Here is a 16710-nt window from a genome sequence, read left to right as displayed (position 1 = left end):
CTTTCAGCCTCGCTGGATGCGCGGGTCGAGCGTGGTCTGGAGCACGTCGACGATGAGGTTGAGGCCAACGAAGAACAGCGCCAGCACGAGGATGGTGCCTTGCAGCAGCGGCAGGTCGCGCTGGAAGATCGCAGTGTTGAGCAGGAAGCCGGTGCCGGGCCAGGCGAAGACGGTCTCGATCAGGATCGAGCCGCCGAGCAGGTAGCCGAGCTGCAGGCCCATTACAGCGAGCGCCGTCGGCGCGGCATTGCGCACGACATGCTTGAAAACATCCCACTCGCCCATGCCCTTGGCGCGCAGCGCCTGGACAAAATCCTGTGAGAGGATGTCGGCGACGAGCGCGCGCACGGTGCGCGCGATGATGCCCATCGGGATGGCCGACATCGTGATCGCCGGCAGGATGATGTACCGCAGATGCTCCCAGTCGAACGTCCAGGCTGTCGAGCCGCCTGGACCGGCACCCGTCGAGGGCAGCCAGCCCAGGATGGCGGAGAAGACGATCACCATCACCATGCCCAGCCAATAATGCGGCACGCTGACGCCGAGTATCGAGACCAGCGAGGCGAGCCGGTCGAGGACGCTGCCGCGGAAATAGCCAGCGACGAAGCCGAAGAAGGTGCCGAAGCCGAAGCCGATCAGCGTCGCCAGCGAGGCAAGGATCAGCGAGTTGCCGACGGCCCGACCGACCTCCGAAACAACCGGGCGGCCGGATGCGATCGAGGCCCCGAGATCGCCATGCAGCACCTTCCAGAGCCAGAGCGCGTATTGCACCGGCAGTGGCTTGTCGAAGCCATAGGCGGCGCGCATCTCGGCCTGCTGCGCGGCAGTGGCGTCGATCGGCATGATCGCCGTCAACGGATCGCCCGGCGCCAGGTGGACGAGCATGAAGCAGACGATGCTGACGCCGAAGGCGACGGGCAGCACGTAGACGAGGCGCTTCAGGGCGTAGAGAAGCAAGGATCACCTCCCGGCGACGGGCGCAGCCGCGCGAGGCGGCCGCGCCACCGCGTTCTCACTTGTCCATCGTGATCGGCGAGAAGTCCTGGAACCAGTTCTGCGCCTGGACGAAGCCCTTCACCTTGGCGGTCATGGCGCGCGGGTTCACATCGTGCGTCACCATCAGGAAGAGCGCGTCGTCGACGTATTTCTCGTGGATCTTCTGCAGGATGCCGGTCTGCTCTTTCGGGTCGAAGGTGTTGCGCACCTGGTCGAAGAGCTTGTCCATCTCCGGGTCGCAGTAATAGCCCCAGTTGGTGCCGGCGGGCGGGGCGAGGTTGCACTGGAGATGGCGGATGAAGCCGGTGAACGGATCCTGGATGAAGTAGGTGTAGTTCATGCCGGTGCCGCCGCGCGAGCTCGCATCCTTGGCGCCAGCGCGCCAGATGTTGATGAGCTGGTTCCACTCGACCACCTCGAAATCGACCTTGATGCCGATATCGGCGAGATTCTGCTGCACCAGCTCGTTCATCGACAGCGGCTGCATCTGGCCGGAACCCGAGGGAGAGATCAGGATCTTGGTGACGAGCGGCTTCTCCGGTGTGTAGCCGGCCTCCTTCATCAGCTTCTTGGCCTCGTCCGGCTTGTATTCGAGCTTGAACGTGGGCTTGCCGAACCATTGATGTCCGGGCGGGTAAAAGCCCTCGGCCGGGATCATCATGCCCGCCAGCAGTTCCTTCATGCCCTCGCGGTCGACCGCCAGATTGGCCGCCTTGCGGATGCGGATGTCGTTCCAGGGGGAACCCTCGGCGCGCGACAGGTGCCAGGTCCAGTTGTGCGGATAGGCGTTGGTGACGATCTTGAAGCCGGCCGATATCAGCGATTTCGCCGCGTCCGGCGCAGGCGCCTCGATCCAATCGACCTGACCGGAGCGCAAGGCCGCGACGCGGGCATTGGCCTCCGGCAGCGGCAGCAGGATCATTTTGTCGAGCTTCGGCACGCGCGCCTTGTCCCAGTAGTCCGGGTTCGGAACCAGCTCGGCGCGCTCGCGCGGCACGAAGCTCGCGAGTTTCCACGGGCCAGTGCCGGAAGGTGACTTGGCGACGTTGTCCCAGCTCTTGCCCTGCTTCTCCCAGTTGGCCGGCGAGGACATCAGGATCCAGGCAAGCTGATAGGGCAGGGTCGCGTCGGGCGACTTGGTGGTGATTTTCAGCGTCAACGGGTCGATGGCGCGATAGGAGGCGACGGCGGGGATGCGCGACTTGCCCTGCGCAGACTGACGCTGGTCGAATTGCGGAGCGTCGTTCTTGAGCAGCTTGTCGAGATTCCAGACCACGGATTCGGCGGTGAAGGCTGAGCCGTCATGGAATTTCACGTCGGGGCGCAGCTTGAAGAGCCACTTGGTCTTGGTCGGGTCGGTGGGATCGAGCCCCCAGCTGAGCGCCAAGCCGGGCACGAGGTCGGAGGGCTTGGTCGCGCTCGACAGGTCCCAGTTGATGAGCGCGTCATAGACCGTATAGCCCATGAAACGCATGCCCTCGCCGCCATTGTCGGTCTGGCCGGTGGTCAGGGGAATGTCCGACGCCGTCATGCCGATCCGCAGCGTGCCTTGCGCCCAGGCGACACTGTGCAGGGTGGGCAGGATGGCGAGCACGAAAGCCGTCTTCAGAACAGATAGGCGCATAGAACTCTCCCGGTGGCATCGAGCCATCCGAGCAAGCACCGTGCCATCCGACATTTCTGCGCTGGCTCGCGTCGTAACGGTTCTGCGATTCCGCAATCGGGGATGTCGCGTTTCGGTTGGGGATGCCGGTCGTCGCCCTCTCTGATCGATCTTGGCGGGCCGGGGCAGCCCCAGAAGCACATGTGGTGCGGCAGGATACTGCGGCTGACGGCCGACGGCGCGCGCCGCCGTTACCGACCGAGGACGCCGACCGGATGGTATGCGCCCGGACCGTTCACCTGGACCGTCAATCCGGACGAGATCATCGCCGCCGCCGGGCGAGGGCGCCAGGCCCTGAGCTTGGTCCGCGAGGTGCGGGTTGCCGTGTGCAGCCGCTTGATCGAACGTGAGCTTCCGAACCACGGGCGAAGGAGGAAATGCCCTTTGCCGTGGTCCGGCCAGACGAGTGGTACCGCGCCGGCGCCCGGGCTGATGCGGCCCCTATTCCATCGCGGAAGTGAAACCCACACAAAGCCGCCGTAGTGCGACAACGTAGGGGTTGCGCGCCAAAAAGCTGGCTTCGCCAAAATAGATGGGAATTTCGGGCAGTTCCGGCAATTCGATCGCAGTGATCGTGGTCTCGTTGCCATCCATGCACCAGGCGGGAATGATCGCGTAGCCGAGACCGGCCTCGACGCAGCGTTTCACGCTTGAGCTGCCCGATGTCGAGATCGCGATCTCCATCTCGATGTCGTCCTGCTGCAGATAATCGATGGCGAGGTTGCGCAGAAGCTGGCCGGGCTCATAGGTGACGAAGGGGCGTCCCTGGACCCACTGCCTGATCTCCCCTCGCGGTGGCGTCCCCCATTCGCGCGGCAGAACGAGCGCCGGCCGATAAGTGCAGACAAGGTGCTGCGGCACATTGGGATCGCCGAAATAGCGCTCGGTAATGCACAGATCGAGGCTGCCGTCCCGGATCATCTCCGGCAGGGCGGTATCGCGCTCGAAGGCGATGATCTCGACCTGCGGGAAAAGCGCACGGAACTGCGCCAGGATCGGCGGCATCAGATAGAAGAAGATGGCCTGCGGCAGGCCAATCCGCAGCACCGGCCGCTCCTTCTGGAGCGTGCGGTCGAGCCGGGTCAGCACGGTATCGAGCTCCGGCAGCAACAGCTTGTAGAGGCTGCGCCCACGCGGCGTCAGGGTCACTGTCTTGGCGCCCTGCTCGGAGACGACGAGCCGTTCCGCCAGCAATTGCTCCAGCCGCCGCACATGGTTGGCGGCCGACTGGTAGCTCATGCCGAGCTTGCGCGCCGCGGCGGAATAGGAGCCGTCGCGCGCAACGATGAAGAATGTCTGGATGAGCGTCAGATTGGCTTCGCGCATGATCCCTTCCGGCGGACGGCCCGTCATTCCTTCCTACAACAGCGCGCCTTCCGCCACTTGCAAACAATGAGGCAAGTCGAAGCAGATCATTTGCATCGACCCGATGGGTGAAGCCGACGAGGTTCTCGGCATCGCATTACGGGACGAACCGCGCCGGCATGGCCTCCTCTTCATCCATTCATGTTGCCGTGGTCGGCGCCGGGATCGTGGGCGCAGCCGCCGCCCATTTCCTGGCCGCCACGGGCGCACGGGTGACACTGCTCGATGCTTCCGGGCCGTCGGCAGGAGCAACCGGCGCCTCGGATGGGGCGGTTTCGGTCGCCAGCAAACGTCCCGGCCCGATGATGGATCTCGCACGCCACGCCCGGGCCTTCTACGTCCGCAGCGAGCGGGATGGCCTGTTTCGCGGCCTGTTCCATTGCCGCTCGACTTTCCTCGTTGCACGAACGGCGATCGAGGCAGAGCTCGTCGCCGAACATGGCGCCGACCTCGCGGCGGCGGGCGAGCGCGTCGTCGAGATCAGCCGCCCGGTCCTGCTGAATCGCATTCCGGGCTTGGGGGGCAGCGTCTGCGCAGCGCTCGAAATTCCCGATGACGGGCATGCGCTGGGCTACGAGATCACCGAACGGCTCCTGCACAAGAGCCGCGTCAGCATCCGCCGCAATGCGCCAGTGTCCGAGATCGTCATGCGGGCCGGGCGCGTCGGCGGCGTCGCGATCCGGGACGAGCTGCTTGCAGCCGATGCGGTGCTCGTCGCCGCAGGCATCGGCTCGGCTCCGCTGCTCGGCCTCGGCGAGATTCTGATCCCGCGCAAGGGGCAGATGGTCGTCACCGACCGGGCCAGCGCGGCAGGCCCTGCGATCGATGGTCATCTGATGGCGGCTTCCTATCTCGCCGCGAAGCGCGGCATCGTTCGCGACAACGCCCATATCGGCTTGGTGATCGACCCGCTGATGACGGGCCAGTTCCTGATCGGCGGCAGCCGCGAAGACCATCGCAGCGACCACGCCACCGATGCGGTGACCATCGCGGCGATCCTGCGCGAGGCTCTGGATCTCTACCCCCCGCTCGCCGGTCGCCGCGTCCTGCGCAGCTTCGCCGGGGTGAGGACCGCTTCCCGCGACGGCTTGCCGATCGTCGGCCTACACCCGCATCGCGAAGGCGTCGTCATTGCGACTGGCTTCGAGGGCGACGGCATCTGCCTTGGGCCGTTCATGGGTGCTTGCGCTGCCCGCCTGCTGCTCGGCGAGAAGCCGGAAACCGACCTTTCCGCTCTGGCGCCGCAACGCTTCGCTCGCGTCGAGGCCCAGGCATGACCAGCCATTTCTTCTGGAACGGCGAGCCGGTGGCTTTCCAGCCGGGCGAGACGATCGCGGCAGCTCTGCTCCGGGCCGGCGTCGCCGATCTCGGCCAGTCCAACGATGCGCCCGGCGGGCGGGTGTTCTGCGGGATCGGCGCCTGCCAGGGCTGCGTCGTCGCGGTCGCGGGCGCGGCGCCGGTCGAAGCCTGCCTGACACTCGCAAGCGAAGGCCTGCGGCTCGGCGCGCTGCCCGCGATCGGAGCCGACCATGCATAAGGCCCCTATCCTCGTCGTGGGCGGCGGTCCGGCCGGCGCGAGTGCGGCTGCCACCATCGCGGAAGCCGGTCTGCCCGTCCTGCTGATCGAGCAGCGGGATCAGCTCGGCGGCGCCATCCATCGCCAGCCGGCTGCCGGCCAAGAAAGCCATGTCTGGCGGCCCGCTCGCCACCGCCGCAACTGGGCCGGGCTCATGGCGCGGCTCCAGGCCTCAGCCGGTCGCATCGAGACCCGGACGCAGACCGTCTTTCTCGGCGTCGACGGCGAAGGCCACTTTCTGTTCGACGATCGTCGTGCCGGCCGCGTTTTCGCGCGCCGCCCCCGTGGAGCGATCATCGCGGTCGGTGCCGTCGAGACGATCCGCCCGTTCCCGGGCTGGGAACTGCCCGGCGTCATGACGGCCGGCGGCGCGCAGGTGCTGCTCAAGGAAACCGGCCGTCCTCCGGAAGGCCCGATCCTGGTGGCCGGCAGCGGGCCGCTGCTGCCCGCCCTCGCAGCCCAGCTCGCCAAGGCCGGCAATCCGCCGGTCGCCGTGCTGGAGCGCGGCCGGCCGTGGCGCGCCCCTGAGGCTCTGGCCCGTCTCGCTGTGTCATGGGCGCCGATGGCCGAGGCTGCGGCCTATGCAGCGGCACTTGCCATCGGCCGTGTGCCCTATCGTTGCGGAGGCGTGGTGACACGGGCTGAGCCGGATGGCGAAGGTCTCAAGGTCGGCATCCGCGTCGGTGAGACGCAGCAAGTCCTGCGCGTGCGGCATCTGCTGATCCATGACGGCATCGAGCCGAACCGCACCGGCATTCCACTACCGGCCCCCGATGCGGCCGTGTCCATCCTGCTCGCTGGAGACGGGAGGGAAGCGCTGGGTGCGGATGCCGCGCTGCTCGACGGTCGACGCGCGGCGATGCAGGTGCTGGCCCGCCTCGGCCTCGCAGGCACAGACGCTTCGCGGGATGAGCACAGCCTGCAGCGTGCCCGGGGCTTTCAGGCCGCTCTTGCACGAGCGCTCCACAGCGAGCCGATCGCGCCTGCGCCCGAGACCGTGATCTGCCGCTGCGAAGGACGCAGCTATGCGGATCTGGCGGCCCTGCCAGACGACGCTTCGCCCCGCGAGGTCCGGCTGATGGGCCGTTTCGGGCTCGGCGCCTGCCAGGGCCGCTTCTGCGGCCCGATGATCGCGGCCCTGCGGGGCCGGCCATTGCCGGCCGCAACGCCACCGCGCTGGCCCTTGCGACCGGTTTCGGTCGCAGCGCTCGCCCGCCTGACAAACGATGAAACGGAGTGATCTGACCGTGACCATGTCCCTCGCCAAGCCCGCCCGGGCTATCGCTGCCTCCATGGTCGAGGTGACCAATCCGTTCGACGGCGGGCTCGTCGGCAGGGTCCGCCAGGCCGACGAGATCGCGGTGGCCGAGGCCCTGCGCCGGGCGCGCAAGGCGTGGTCCAGCTTCCGCTTCAGCACCCCCGCCGAACGCAAGGAGCTGCTTTATCGGCTTGCCGACCGCCTTGGGGACGAGGCCGAGGCGATGGCCCAGACGATCTGCGCGGAGGTCGGCAAGACAATCACCGAGGCGCGCAACGAGGTCCGCCGCGCCCGCAACACGCTCCGGCTGAGTGGCGACGCCGTCACCGTGCTGCATGGCGAGGTTCTGCCCACAGCCATCGTACCGGGTGCGCCGGACAAGCAGGCCGTCATCACACACGAGCCTGCCGGGGTCCTCGGTGCGATCACGCCGTTCAACTATCCACTCAACCTGCTCTGCCACAAACTCGGGCCTGCGATCGCGGCCGGGAACGCCATCGTCGCGAAACCTTCGCCGAAGGCGCCGCTCGCCGCGCAGCGTCTGGCCGAACTTGCCGAGGAAGCAGGCTTCCCTGCCGGTCTGTTCGGCATCGTCCATGGCGGCGCCGATGTCGCGGCGATGATCGCGAGCGGTGACATCGATCTGCTCAGCTTCACCGGCGGCCCCACGGCGGGCTTGGCGCTGAAGAACGCCTCCGGCCTCGTTCGCTGCCTGATGGAACTCGGCGGCAACGACCCGCTGATCGTCATGCCAGACGCCGATCTCGACCGTGCCGCCGAAGTCGCCATCGCGCACCGCTTCGAGATCGCCGGCCAGAGCTGCGCCGCGGTGAAGCGGCTCTATCTGCACGACGCCATCCGCGAGACGATGATCGAACGCATCGCGGCGCGGGTCGCGAAGGTCGCCACCGGCGATCCGGCCGATGCCGCGACCGTCATGGGCACCGTCATCGACGAGCCGGCAGCGGCCGAGGTCGAGCGGCGCGTGAAGCTTGCCGTTGCGGATGGCGCCCGGATCGTCGCCGGCGGAAGCCGCCAAGGCACATTGTTCGCGCCGACGCTGCTCGACGCCGTGTCGGCGCAGTCGGAGCTCGTCCGCTCCGAGACGTTCGGGCCGGTGCTCGCCGTGCGCCGCTTCGCCGATCCCGATGCGGTGATCGCCGAGATCAATGACGGCGCTTACGGGCTGCAGGCCGGGCTCTTCACGAACGACCATGCGCTCGTGAAGCGGGTCGCCCGCCGGCTCCGCGTCGGCGGCGTCATGATCAACGAGGGCCCGGACTTCCGCGCCGAGAATGTGCCGTTCGGCGGCATCAAGTCGAGCGGGCTGGGCCGTGAGGGCATCCACATGACCCTGCGCGAGATGAGCGAAACCAAGGTCGTCATCGACTGATGATGCAAGGAGCCAATGAGATGATCGATCCCGAACTGCGTCGCCGCCTGACCGGCGTCTTCACCGCGCTGGTCACGCCCTTCCGCGACGGAGCGCTCGATATTCCCGCGCTAGAGAAGCTCATCGCTGCGCAGATCGCGGCCGGTGTGTCCGGGCTCGTCCCGGTCGGCACCACGGGCGAGGCCGCAACGCTGAGCGAGGACGAGGCCGACACGGTCATCCGCACCACGGTGAAGGCCGCGGCCGGACGGGCCTTCGTCATGGCCGGCGCCGGCTCGAACGCGACGCGGCTTGCCGTCGACAAGGCCCGGCGCGCGGAGACGGCAGGTGCTGATGGCGTCCTGCTCGTGACGCCCTATTACAACAAGCCCTCGCAGGATGGGCTGTTCGACCACTTCTCCGCCATCGCCGGCGCCGTGAAGCTGCCGATCATGCTCTACAGCGTGCCGGGACGCACCGGCGTCGAGATCGCGCCTGCGACCGCAGCGCGGCTTGCGGCGGCTCATTCCAATGTCGTCGCCATCAAGGAGGCCGGGGGCAAGGCGGAGCGCATCACGGAGCTGCGACTGGCGCTAGGCGAGGATTTCATCATCCATTCGGGCGATGACGGCCTGACCTTGCCCTTCCTCGCGCTCGGCGCCGACGGCGTGACGAGCGTCGCGTCGAACCTGCTGCCCTCCGAAGTCGTGGCGCTGTGCAGGGCTTGGTCGGCGGGTAACCCGCGCGAGGCGCGCCGCATCCACGAGGCCTTGTTCGATCTGGTCGGCCATCTCTTCATCGAGAGCAACCCGGTCCCGATAAAAACCGCACTCGCACGGGCCGGCGCCATCGGACCGGAGTTGCGGGCGCCGCTCGCGGCTCTGCGCCCGGAAAGCCGCAAGGCGCTCGAAGCAAGCCTGCAATCGTTCGAGAGCCGAGCGAACATATAAGAAAACCGGTAGGACGACGGCTTACTCTCGCATTGTCCTCGGAAGTGCGTCGCCTAGGCTCTTGTCGTCCTAACCACCAGCGCAAGACCGAAAAACATCGGCAAGGGAACGGAGTGGAAAGCTCATGAAATCGATTATTCGCGCCATCTGCGCAGCCGGCCTGGGACTGCTGGCACTTCAAGCCTCGGCTCGGGCCGAGGACACCATCGACGCCATCCGCTCGCGCGGTGTGCTGCGCATTCCGGGGATCATCAACGAGGACCCCTACTTCAACAAGGACCCGCGGTCCGGCGAATGGCGCGGCTTCGCCATCGAGATGGCCCGCGACATCGCCAACACCCTCGGCGTCAAGCTGGAGGTCGTCGAGTCGAGCTGGCCGAACTCCATCCTCGACGTGCAGAGCGGCAAGGTCGATCTTGCGCTCGGTGTCACGGCGACCCCGCAGCGAGCCCTCTCCGTCGCCTTCTCGAACCCGACCTACTTCAACAGCTTCGTCATCGTCTCCCCGAAGCCGGAGCTGTCGAAGCTGAGCTGGGCCGAGCTCAACGATCCGAAATACACCTTCGCGGTCGACCTTGGCTCCTCGCAGGATCTGATCGCCCAGCAATATCTGCCCAAGGCCAAGATGCTGCGCTTCAAGTCCCGTGACGAGGCGATCGTGGCGGTGGTCGCCGGCAAGGCCGACGGTCTCGTCAACACCATGTTGAACGGCCTCGTCATGAGCAAGAAGGCGAGCGGCATCGGCAAGGTGATGGTGCCGTCTCCGGTTCTGTCCACACCCTCCGTGGTCGCCATGAACTGGAAGGCCGACGAGAAGTCGCGCGCCTTCATCTCGGCCTGGGCCGAATACAACCGCCGCATCGGCAACAACCAGACCTGGATCGTGAAGAGCCTCGCGCCCTTCGGCATCACGCTCGACGACATGCCCGAAGGCTTCGGCTTCGGCGGTTAAGGCAGGAGCAGCCCCCAGAGCAGGGCATTTGCGAAAACCGGCTCCGGCCTTTTCGCATCCTGCTCAGGGGCCGCTTTCACGAAAGGCTGGCATGACATGTACACGTGGAGCTTCGCCCCGATCCTGCAGGCGAGTGATCTGTTCCTCTGGGGAGCGTGGATCACCATCGTCTACACGGTGGCCTCCATCGCTATAGGGCTGGTCCTAGGGCTGCTCCTCTGCTTCGCGCGGCTGTCTGGTATCGGGCCGGTGAGCTGGCTGGCGCAGGGCTTCCAGGAGCTGTTCCGCTGCACGCCGTTGCTCGTGCAGCTCTTGTGGATCTACTACGCGCTGCCGTTGCTGCTCGGCTTCGATCTCGCCAACTGGGCGGCGGCGCTGATCACGCTCTCGCTCTATGCCGCAGCCTTCTATGCCGAAGTCTTTCGCGGCGGCATCGTCTCGATCGACAAGGGGCAGTCCGAGGCAGGCGCTGCGATCGGCATGTCGGGCTGGCAGGTGATGCGGCGCATCGTGCTGCCGCAGGCGGTCCGCCGGATGATGCCCGCCTTCATCAACCAGTCGGTGACGCAGTTCAAGAATACCTCGCTGATCTCCGTGATCTCCGTGGCCGAGCTCACCTACATGGCCAGCATCGTCAACGGGCAGACCTACCGCCCGCTGGAATCCTACACCGTCCTCGCGCTGCTCTATTTCGTGATCCTGTTCCCGATCACGAAGTTCGCCGACATCGTCGAGAGCCGGACGCGCGGCAGCCATTGAGCGAGAGCCATTCCATGAACTCCGTTCCCAAGCCTGCCGCCCGCGACACCGTCCTCGAAGCACGCGGCATCACCAAGCGCTTCGGCGCGCTCACCGTCCTTCATGGCATCGATCTCTCGCTCACCAGCGGTGAAGTCGTCTCGATCATCGGGCCCTCCGGCTCCGGCAAATCGACCTTCATTCGCTGCATGAACATGCTGGAGGTGCCGGACACCGGCGAGGTCCTGTTCCGCGGCCGCCGTGTCGGCCCGAAATTCCGCGGCACGGGCCAGCTTCTCGGCCTCGGCGAATTGCGGCGCCATGTCGGCATGGTGTTCCAGCACTTCAACCTGTTCCCGCACATGACGGTGCTGGAAAACGTGATCGAAGGCCCCATGACCGTCCAGCGCAAGCCGCGCGGCGAGGCCATCGACATCGCGATGGACTACATCGCCAAGGTCGGCCTGGCCGAGAAACGCGACGCGCGACCGGATCAGCTTTCGGGGGGACAGAAGCAGCGCGTGGCCATCGCCAGAGCGCTGGCGATGCAGCCGGACGCGCTGTTGCTCGACGAGATCACCAGCGCGCTCGATCCGGAACTCGTCGGAGAGGTTCTGGGCGTGGTGCGCAATCTTGCGGAACAGGGCATGACCATGGTCCTCGTCACGCATGAAATCTCGTTTGCGGCCGGTGTTTCCGATCGGGTCGTCTTCATGGAAGGCGGCCGCATCGCCGAGCAGGGCAGTCCCGACCGCATCCTGCACAACCCGGACAACGAGCGTCTCAAGACCTTCCTCGCGCGCTTCCATGGCTGATCGGCAGGCAAGCAACGCGCGGCCCTTCAAGGTCGTCATCGTCGGCGCCGGCCGGGTCGGCATCGCCCTGGCGCTGCTCCTGCGCGAGGCGTCGGAATTCGAGTTCGTGCTTGCTGACCCAACCGAGCCCGGCCGCGGGCGAGCCAAGGACCTTGCGCTGCCGCTGACGGAAGCGGATCCGGGCAACGCGGCGCAGCTCGACCGGGTCCTGGCCGGGGCCGACGCTGTCGTCGCGGCATTGCCCTCCTCGGCGACGCCGATGGTGGCCGCGGCCGCCCGGCGCAGCGGAAGCCACTATCTCGACCTCGGTGATGACGGAGCCGCGCTCGAAGCCGTCCAGCGCGAGGCCAGCGCCGCGGCCGGCTGCTTCGTCGCCCAATGCGGCATCTCGCCGGGGCTCGTCTCGGGCCTCGTTCTCGATCTCGCCTCGCGCTGTCCTGGCCTACCGGATATCGACGTCCGGATCGGCGCTCTGCCGCGAACGGCCACCGGGCGCCTGGGCTACGGGCTGGTCTGGGATGTCGACGCCACGCTGCGGGAATACACGCGCGCCTCGCTTGCGCTCGTCGACGGCCACGAGACCGGGCTGGCGCCGCTGTCCCGCTGCAGCCCCTTGCACCTCGGATCGCGCGACTATGAGGTCTTCGTCTCCGGAGCCATCCCGGGTACGCTTCGCGACCGCTTGGCCGGCAAGGTCGGAAATCTGATTTCACACACGATCCGCTACCCCGGGCATGCCGACCAGATGGCGTTTCTGCTCGACGAGTTGAAGCTGCGCGAGCGCGTCTATTTGCTGCGCAATCTCTTCCTCAACGCGCTGCCAGAGATCGCCGACGATCGCCTGCTGATCTCGATCACCGCGGCGTCTCGCTGCGCGGAAGGTGCACCCCACGAGCATTTTCTGCGCGAGGTCGAGCCGATGCGAATCGGCGATGTCTCGATCGGGGCCATGCGGCGCACGGCCGCCTCCCATGTCGCGGCGGTGCTCGATCTGCTGCGTCTCGGGCTGATCGGCCGCAGAGGGCTCCTCGCGCAAGAGGACATCCCTCTGGACCTCCTGCGCAAAAACCGGTTCCTCGCCTGGTTCTTCGAGACGCCTGGGGCTGCCTCCGGGCGTGTTGGGCAGGGAGTGCTTCCATGAACGGATCTGGCTTCATGCGGACGAGCGCAGTCGTGAACGATCTGAGCGTCGGGGTCCTGATGCTCGACACCCATTTCCAGCGTCTGCCGGGCGATATCGGCAACGGCCGGACCTGGCCGTTCCCCGTCCAGTTCCGCGTCGTGCGCGGCGCCGATCCGGCTGCCATCGTCCATGGTCGCCCGGAAGAGTTCCTCGAGCCCTTCATCGCAGCCGCCCTCGATCTCGTCGCTTGCGGCGTGCGCGGCATCACCACGAGCTGCGGTTTTCTGGCCTTGCTTCAAAGGGAGCTCGCCGACGCGCTGCCGGTTCCTGTCGCGACGAGCAGCCTGCTGCAGGCACCGCTGATCGAGGCGATGCTGCCCGGCGGGCAGCAGGTCGGCATCCTCACCTTCGCCGCGGAAGCCTTGACGACACGGCATCTGGCCGCCGTCGGAGTGCGCCCGGACACCCCCATCGAGGGGCTGCCTCCGGACAGCCTGTTCCGCCAGGTCTATGGCAATCGCGGCGGCGTGTCCGACATCTCACGGCTCGAGGAGGAAGTCGTGACAGCTGCCCGAGCGCTGGTCGCCCGCCATCCGAATGTCGGTGCGATCCTTTGCGAATGTACCAATCTTCCGCCGCATTCGGCGGCAATCGCCGCTGCAACAGGACGGCCGGTCTTCGACATCATCGGGTTCGTCGAATGGTTCGGGCATGCGATATCGCCGCCGAGCTTCCGATGAGATTTGGCGGGTCGCGCGGGCCAGCTCTCGGCCTCGAGTCAAGGACCTGAGCGATTGAGGCGCTCGTCGCAAGGCGGGACCAAGCATATTCCCTGGGCCAGATCAGGCCATCGATAGCGCCGCCAACGGCGTCAACCGCACTGGCGTGAACCTCCGCTTCAGACGGTGGTCCAATGTCCTGTGGCGCAAGGCGGTGCTGAGCATCGGAGTGTTGATCAATATCTCAGCGCTTTCGAGGGGCGATTAATTTTTGGGCGAATATCGCCGTATTGTATGCATGTTTCCGAGCACTAGCGGGCCGCGACCGGCTCACAGCGCGATGGATGGGCTCAGAAAGCTCGGCACGGTAACTGCATTGCCTCCTCCCGGACTGAAGCGTCCGGCGCCCAGCGGCGCCGGCTATCTCGGGAGAGCATCATGGCCATCACGCGTCGCGCCGCCATTGCCGGAGGCCTGTCAGCGCCATTCCTGATGACGGCACGTGCCAGCGCGCAATCGCCCAGCCGCAGCGAAACGCTCCTGCTGGTGCAGGAATACGGACCGAACAGCCTGGACATGCAGGGCATCGGCGCGTCGCAGCCGGTCAATGGCGTCGCGCTCAACTGCTACGACCGGCTGCTGCGCTTCAAGCCGGTGCCGATCCCCGGCGGCGGCGGCAATCAGGTCTCGATGAGCGAACTCGAAGGCGAGCTTGCGGAGAGCTGGCAGGTCGCCTCGGACGGCATGAGCTGCACCTTCAAATTGCGCGACGCCAAGTTCCACTCCGGTCGCCCCGTCACTGCCAAGGACGTGAAATGGTCGCTCGACCGCGCCGTCACCATTGGCGGCTTTGCGACCACGCAGATGAATGCCGGCTCGCTGGAGAAGCCGGAACAGTTCGTCGCGGTCGACGACAAGACCTTCCGCGTCGATTTCCTGCGCAAGGACAAGCTGACCATGCCGAACCTGGCGGTCACGATCCCCTTCGTCTTCGACTCGGAACTCGCCATCAAGAACAGCGGTGGCGACCCGCTCGCCAAGGAATGGCTGAAGAACAACGTCGCAGGCTCCGGCGCCTTCAAGGTCGAGAGCTGGAAGCCGGGCGTCGAGACGATCTATGTCCGCAACGACGACTGGGCCAGCGGCCCGCTGCCGAAGCTGCGCCGCATCATCGCGCGTGACATCGCCTCGCCATCGACCCGCCGTGCGCTGATCGAGCGCGGCGACGCCGACGTCTCCTACGGCCTGCCGCCGAAGGACTTCAAGGACCTGCTCGACGGCGGCAAGATCAATGTCGTCGGCGTGCCGATCCCCAACGGCGTCTGGGGGCTCTATCTCAACAGCCAGGTCGGCCCGTTCAAGGATGTCCGGCTGCGCCAGGCCGTCGCCTGGGTGTTGCCCTACGACAAGATGCTGCAGGCCTCGCTCTTCGGCCGCGGCGTCGACATGTCCGGCGGCCCCGAGACGCCGAAGCCGGCCTGGCCGACGCCTTTCGCCTACAAGACCAATGTCGAGAAGGCGAAGGCGCTGGTCGCGGCCGCCGGCGGCGGCTTCTCGACCACGCTGCAGTTCGACGCCGGCAACGCGACCGTGGCCGAGCCGATGTCCGTGCTGATCAAGGAGGCGCTCGGCGCCATCGGCATCGACGTGGAGATCACCAAGGTTCCGGGTGCCAACTTCCGCACCGAGATCGCCAAGAAGACCAATCCGATGACGCTGAACCGCTTCGCCGGCTGGCTCGATTACCCAGATTACTACCTGTTCTGGACGATGCACGGCAACAATTCGATCTTCAACATCGCCAACTACCAGAACCCGGAACTCGACAAGCTGATCGACGCCGCCCGCTTCACCACCGACAAGGCCGAATACGAGAAATTCGTGGTCGACTTCGTCAAGCTGGTCGAGCGGGAGGTCCCGATGATCCCGATCTCGCAGCCGACCCACGACGTCGCGATGCAGAAGTCGATCGGCGGCTACCAGTTCCAGCCCTGCCGCGAGCCGGACTTCCGCTACCTGACCAAGGGGTGAGGGGCGTTTTCACGAGCGGGTGCCATGCGCCTGCTCGTCATGCTCGGGCTCGACCCGAGCATCTCGATCAGGCGATTCTCGGGTCTGCGCTGCGCTCCGCCCGAGAATGACGCAAGCAACCTCGGGGGAACTGTACATGCTCGGCATGATCGCCGCCCGTTTGAAGACGACGATCCCTTCGGTGATCGGCGTCATCATCGTGACTTTTCTGCTGACGCGCGTGCTGCCCGGCGACACCGCCGCATATTTCGCCGGCCCGGCCGCCTCGAAGGAGGCGATCGCCGATATCCGCGGCAAGCTCGGGCTAGACCAGCCATTGCCTGTCCAGTTCGTCTCCTATGTCACGGCGCTGGTGAAGGGCGATCTCGGCACCTCGCTCACCACCGGCCAGCCGGTCACGGCCGATCTGGCGCAGCGCCTGCCGGCCTCGGCCGAGCTCACCCTGATCGGGTTGCTGATCTCGATGGCGATCGCCTTGCCGCTCGGCGTGCTGGCCGCGGTGCGGCAGGGCTCCTGGATCGACCATCTCTGCCGGATCGTCGCGACGGCTGGTGTCTCGCTGCCGGTGTTCTTCACCGGGCTGCTGCTGGTCTATGTCTTCTACTTCATCCTGGGTTGGGCGCCCGCGCCGCTCGGGCGGCTCGACGTCTTCTTCTCGGAGCCGCCGCGCGTCACCGGTTTCCTGCTGATCGACAGCCTGATCGCGCGCGATTTCGAGATCTTCCGGGCCGCTCTCTCTCAGCTTCTGCTGCCGGCGCTGACGCTCGCCATCTTCTCGCTCGCGCCGATCACCCGCATGACGCGCGCCTCGATGCTCGCCGTGCTCGTCGCCGATTTCGTGCGCACGGCCCGCGCCAGCGGCCTGTCCACGCGCAAGGTCATCGGCACCTACGCCTTCCGCAACGCCATGCTGCCGGTGGTCACCACGCTCGGCATGGTTTTCTCATTCCTGCTCGGTGCGAATGTCCTGGTCGAGAAGGTCTTCGCCTGGCCGGGCGTCGGCTCCTATGCAGTCGAGGCGCTGCTGGCCTCGGACTACGCGCCGATCCAGGGCTTCGTGCTGACCATGGCGATCCTCTACGTCGCGCTGAATCTGCTGATCGACATCCTCTATGGCGTCATCGACCCCCGTGTCCGGCTGGAGGGCTGAGT

General features: G+C 66.5%; 15 protein-coding genes. 12 read left to right on the top strand and 3 right to left on the bottom strand.

Features of this window, described 5'->3' with window-relative positions; all coding sequences use genetic code 11:
* Window positions 1-3: 3 nt before the first annotated feature.
* From AB4Z10_RS08860 to AB4Z10_RS08850, 3 genes are all read right to left on the bottom strand, one after another.
* Complete coding sequence (locus tag AB4Z10_RS08860; RefSeq protein ID WP_441470012.1) at window positions 4-957, bottom strand: ABC transporter permease; 954 nt, start codon at window positions 955-957, stop codon at window positions 4-6.
* 55 nt (window positions 958-1012) lie between these two features.
* Window positions 1013-2620, bottom strand: coding sequence for an ABC transporter substrate-binding protein (locus tag AB4Z10_RS08855; RefSeq protein ID WP_441470011.1), 1608 nt, complete (start codon window positions 2618-2620; stop codon window positions 1013-1015).
* 480 nt (window positions 2621-3100) lie between these two features.
* Window positions 3101-3985: a LysR family transcriptional regulator gene (locus tag AB4Z10_RS08850; RefSeq protein ID WP_441470010.1), complete on the bottom strand. Its 885-nt coding sequence runs from the start codon at window positions 3983-3985 to the stop codon at window positions 3101-3103.
* 158 nt (window positions 3986-4143) lie between these two features.
* Here AB4Z10_RS08850 and AB4Z10_RS08845 point away from each other — a divergent pair, with 158 nt between their 5' ends.
* From AB4Z10_RS08845 to AB4Z10_RS08790, 12 genes are all read left to right on the top strand, one after another.
* Entirely contained in the window at window positions 4144-5301 is a 1158-nt protein-coding gene (locus AB4Z10_RS08845; RefSeq protein WP_441470009.1) for an NAD(P)/FAD-dependent oxidoreductase, read from the top strand.
* Entirely contained in the window at window positions 5298-5561 is a 264-nt protein-coding gene (locus tag AB4Z10_RS08840) for a 2Fe-2S iron-sulfur cluster-binding protein (protein ID WP_441470008.1), read from the top strand. Before AB4Z10_RS08845 ends, AB4Z10_RS08840 begins: the two co-directional genes overlap by 4 nt.
* Entirely contained in the window at window positions 5554-6840 is a 1287-nt protein-coding gene (locus AB4Z10_RS08835) for an FAD-dependent oxidoreductase (RefSeq protein WP_441470007.1), read from the top strand. Before AB4Z10_RS08840 ends, AB4Z10_RS08835 begins: the two co-directional genes overlap by 8 nt.
* 13 nt (window positions 6841-6853) lie before the next feature.
* Window positions 6854-8251 carry an aldehyde dehydrogenase family protein gene (locus AB4Z10_RS08830; protein WP_441470041.1) on the top strand — a complete coding sequence of 466 codons (1398 nt, stop codon included), beginning with the start codon at window positions 6854-6856 and terminating at the stop codon, window positions 8249-8251.
* 20 nt (window positions 8252-8271) lie between these two features.
* Window positions 8272-9180, top strand: a complete 909-nt coding sequence (gene dapA, locus AB4Z10_RS08825; RefSeq protein ID WP_441470006.1) for a 4-hydroxy-tetrahydrodipicolinate synthase — start codon at window positions 8272-8274, stop codon at window positions 9178-9180.
* A gap of 124 nt (window positions 9181-9304) precedes the next feature.
* A complete protein-coding gene (locus tag AB4Z10_RS08820; RefSeq protein ID WP_441470005.1) occupies window positions 9305-10132 on the top strand; it encodes a transporter substrate-binding domain-containing protein in 828 nt (275 codons plus the stop codon).
* Between the two features lie 96 nt (window positions 10133-10228).
* The gene (locus tag AB4Z10_RS08815) at window positions 10229-10891 is read left to right on the top strand and encodes an amino acid ABC transporter permease (RefSeq protein WP_441470004.1); all 663 of its coding nucleotides are present in this window, start codon (window positions 10229-10231) and stop codon (window positions 10889-10891) included.
* Between the two features lie 14 nt (window positions 10892-10905).
* Window positions 10906-11685 carry an amino acid ABC transporter ATP-binding protein gene (locus AB4Z10_RS08810; protein ID WP_441470003.1) on the top strand — a complete coding sequence of 260 codons (780 nt, stop codon included), beginning with the start codon at window positions 10906-10908 and terminating at the stop codon, window positions 11683-11685.
* Window positions 11678-12826: a saccharopine dehydrogenase family protein gene (locus AB4Z10_RS08805; protein WP_441470002.1), complete on the top strand. Its 1149-nt coding sequence runs from the start codon at window positions 11678-11680 to the stop codon at window positions 12824-12826. The genes AB4Z10_RS08810 and AB4Z10_RS08805 overlap by 8 nt, the downstream gene beginning before the upstream one ends.
* A complete protein-coding gene (locus tag AB4Z10_RS08800) occupies window positions 12823-13548 on the top strand; it encodes an aspartate/glutamate racemase family protein (protein WP_441470001.1) in 726 nt (241 codons plus the stop codon). The genes AB4Z10_RS08805 and AB4Z10_RS08800 overlap by 4 nt, the downstream gene beginning before the upstream one ends.
* Before the next feature lie 417 nt (window positions 13549-13965).
* A complete protein-coding gene (locus tag AB4Z10_RS08795; RefSeq protein ID WP_441470000.1) occupies window positions 13966-15558 on the top strand; it encodes an ABC transporter substrate-binding protein in 1593 nt (530 codons plus the stop codon).
* 136 nt (window positions 15559-15694) lie between these two features.
* Entirely contained in the window at window positions 15695-16708 is a 1014-nt protein-coding gene (locus AB4Z10_RS08790) for an ABC transporter permease (protein ID WP_441469999.1), read from the top strand.
* The last annotated feature ends 2 nt before the right edge of the window (window positions 16709-16710 follow it).

This window comes from Allobosea sp. RAF48, from assembly GCF_052114025.1.
Taxonomy (GTDB): Bacteria; Pseudomonadota; Alphaproteobacteria; order Rhizobiales; family Beijerinckiaceae; genus Allobosea.
Note: the sequence above shows the minus strand (reverse complement) of the source record. Positions and strands in the feature narration are given on the sequence as shown.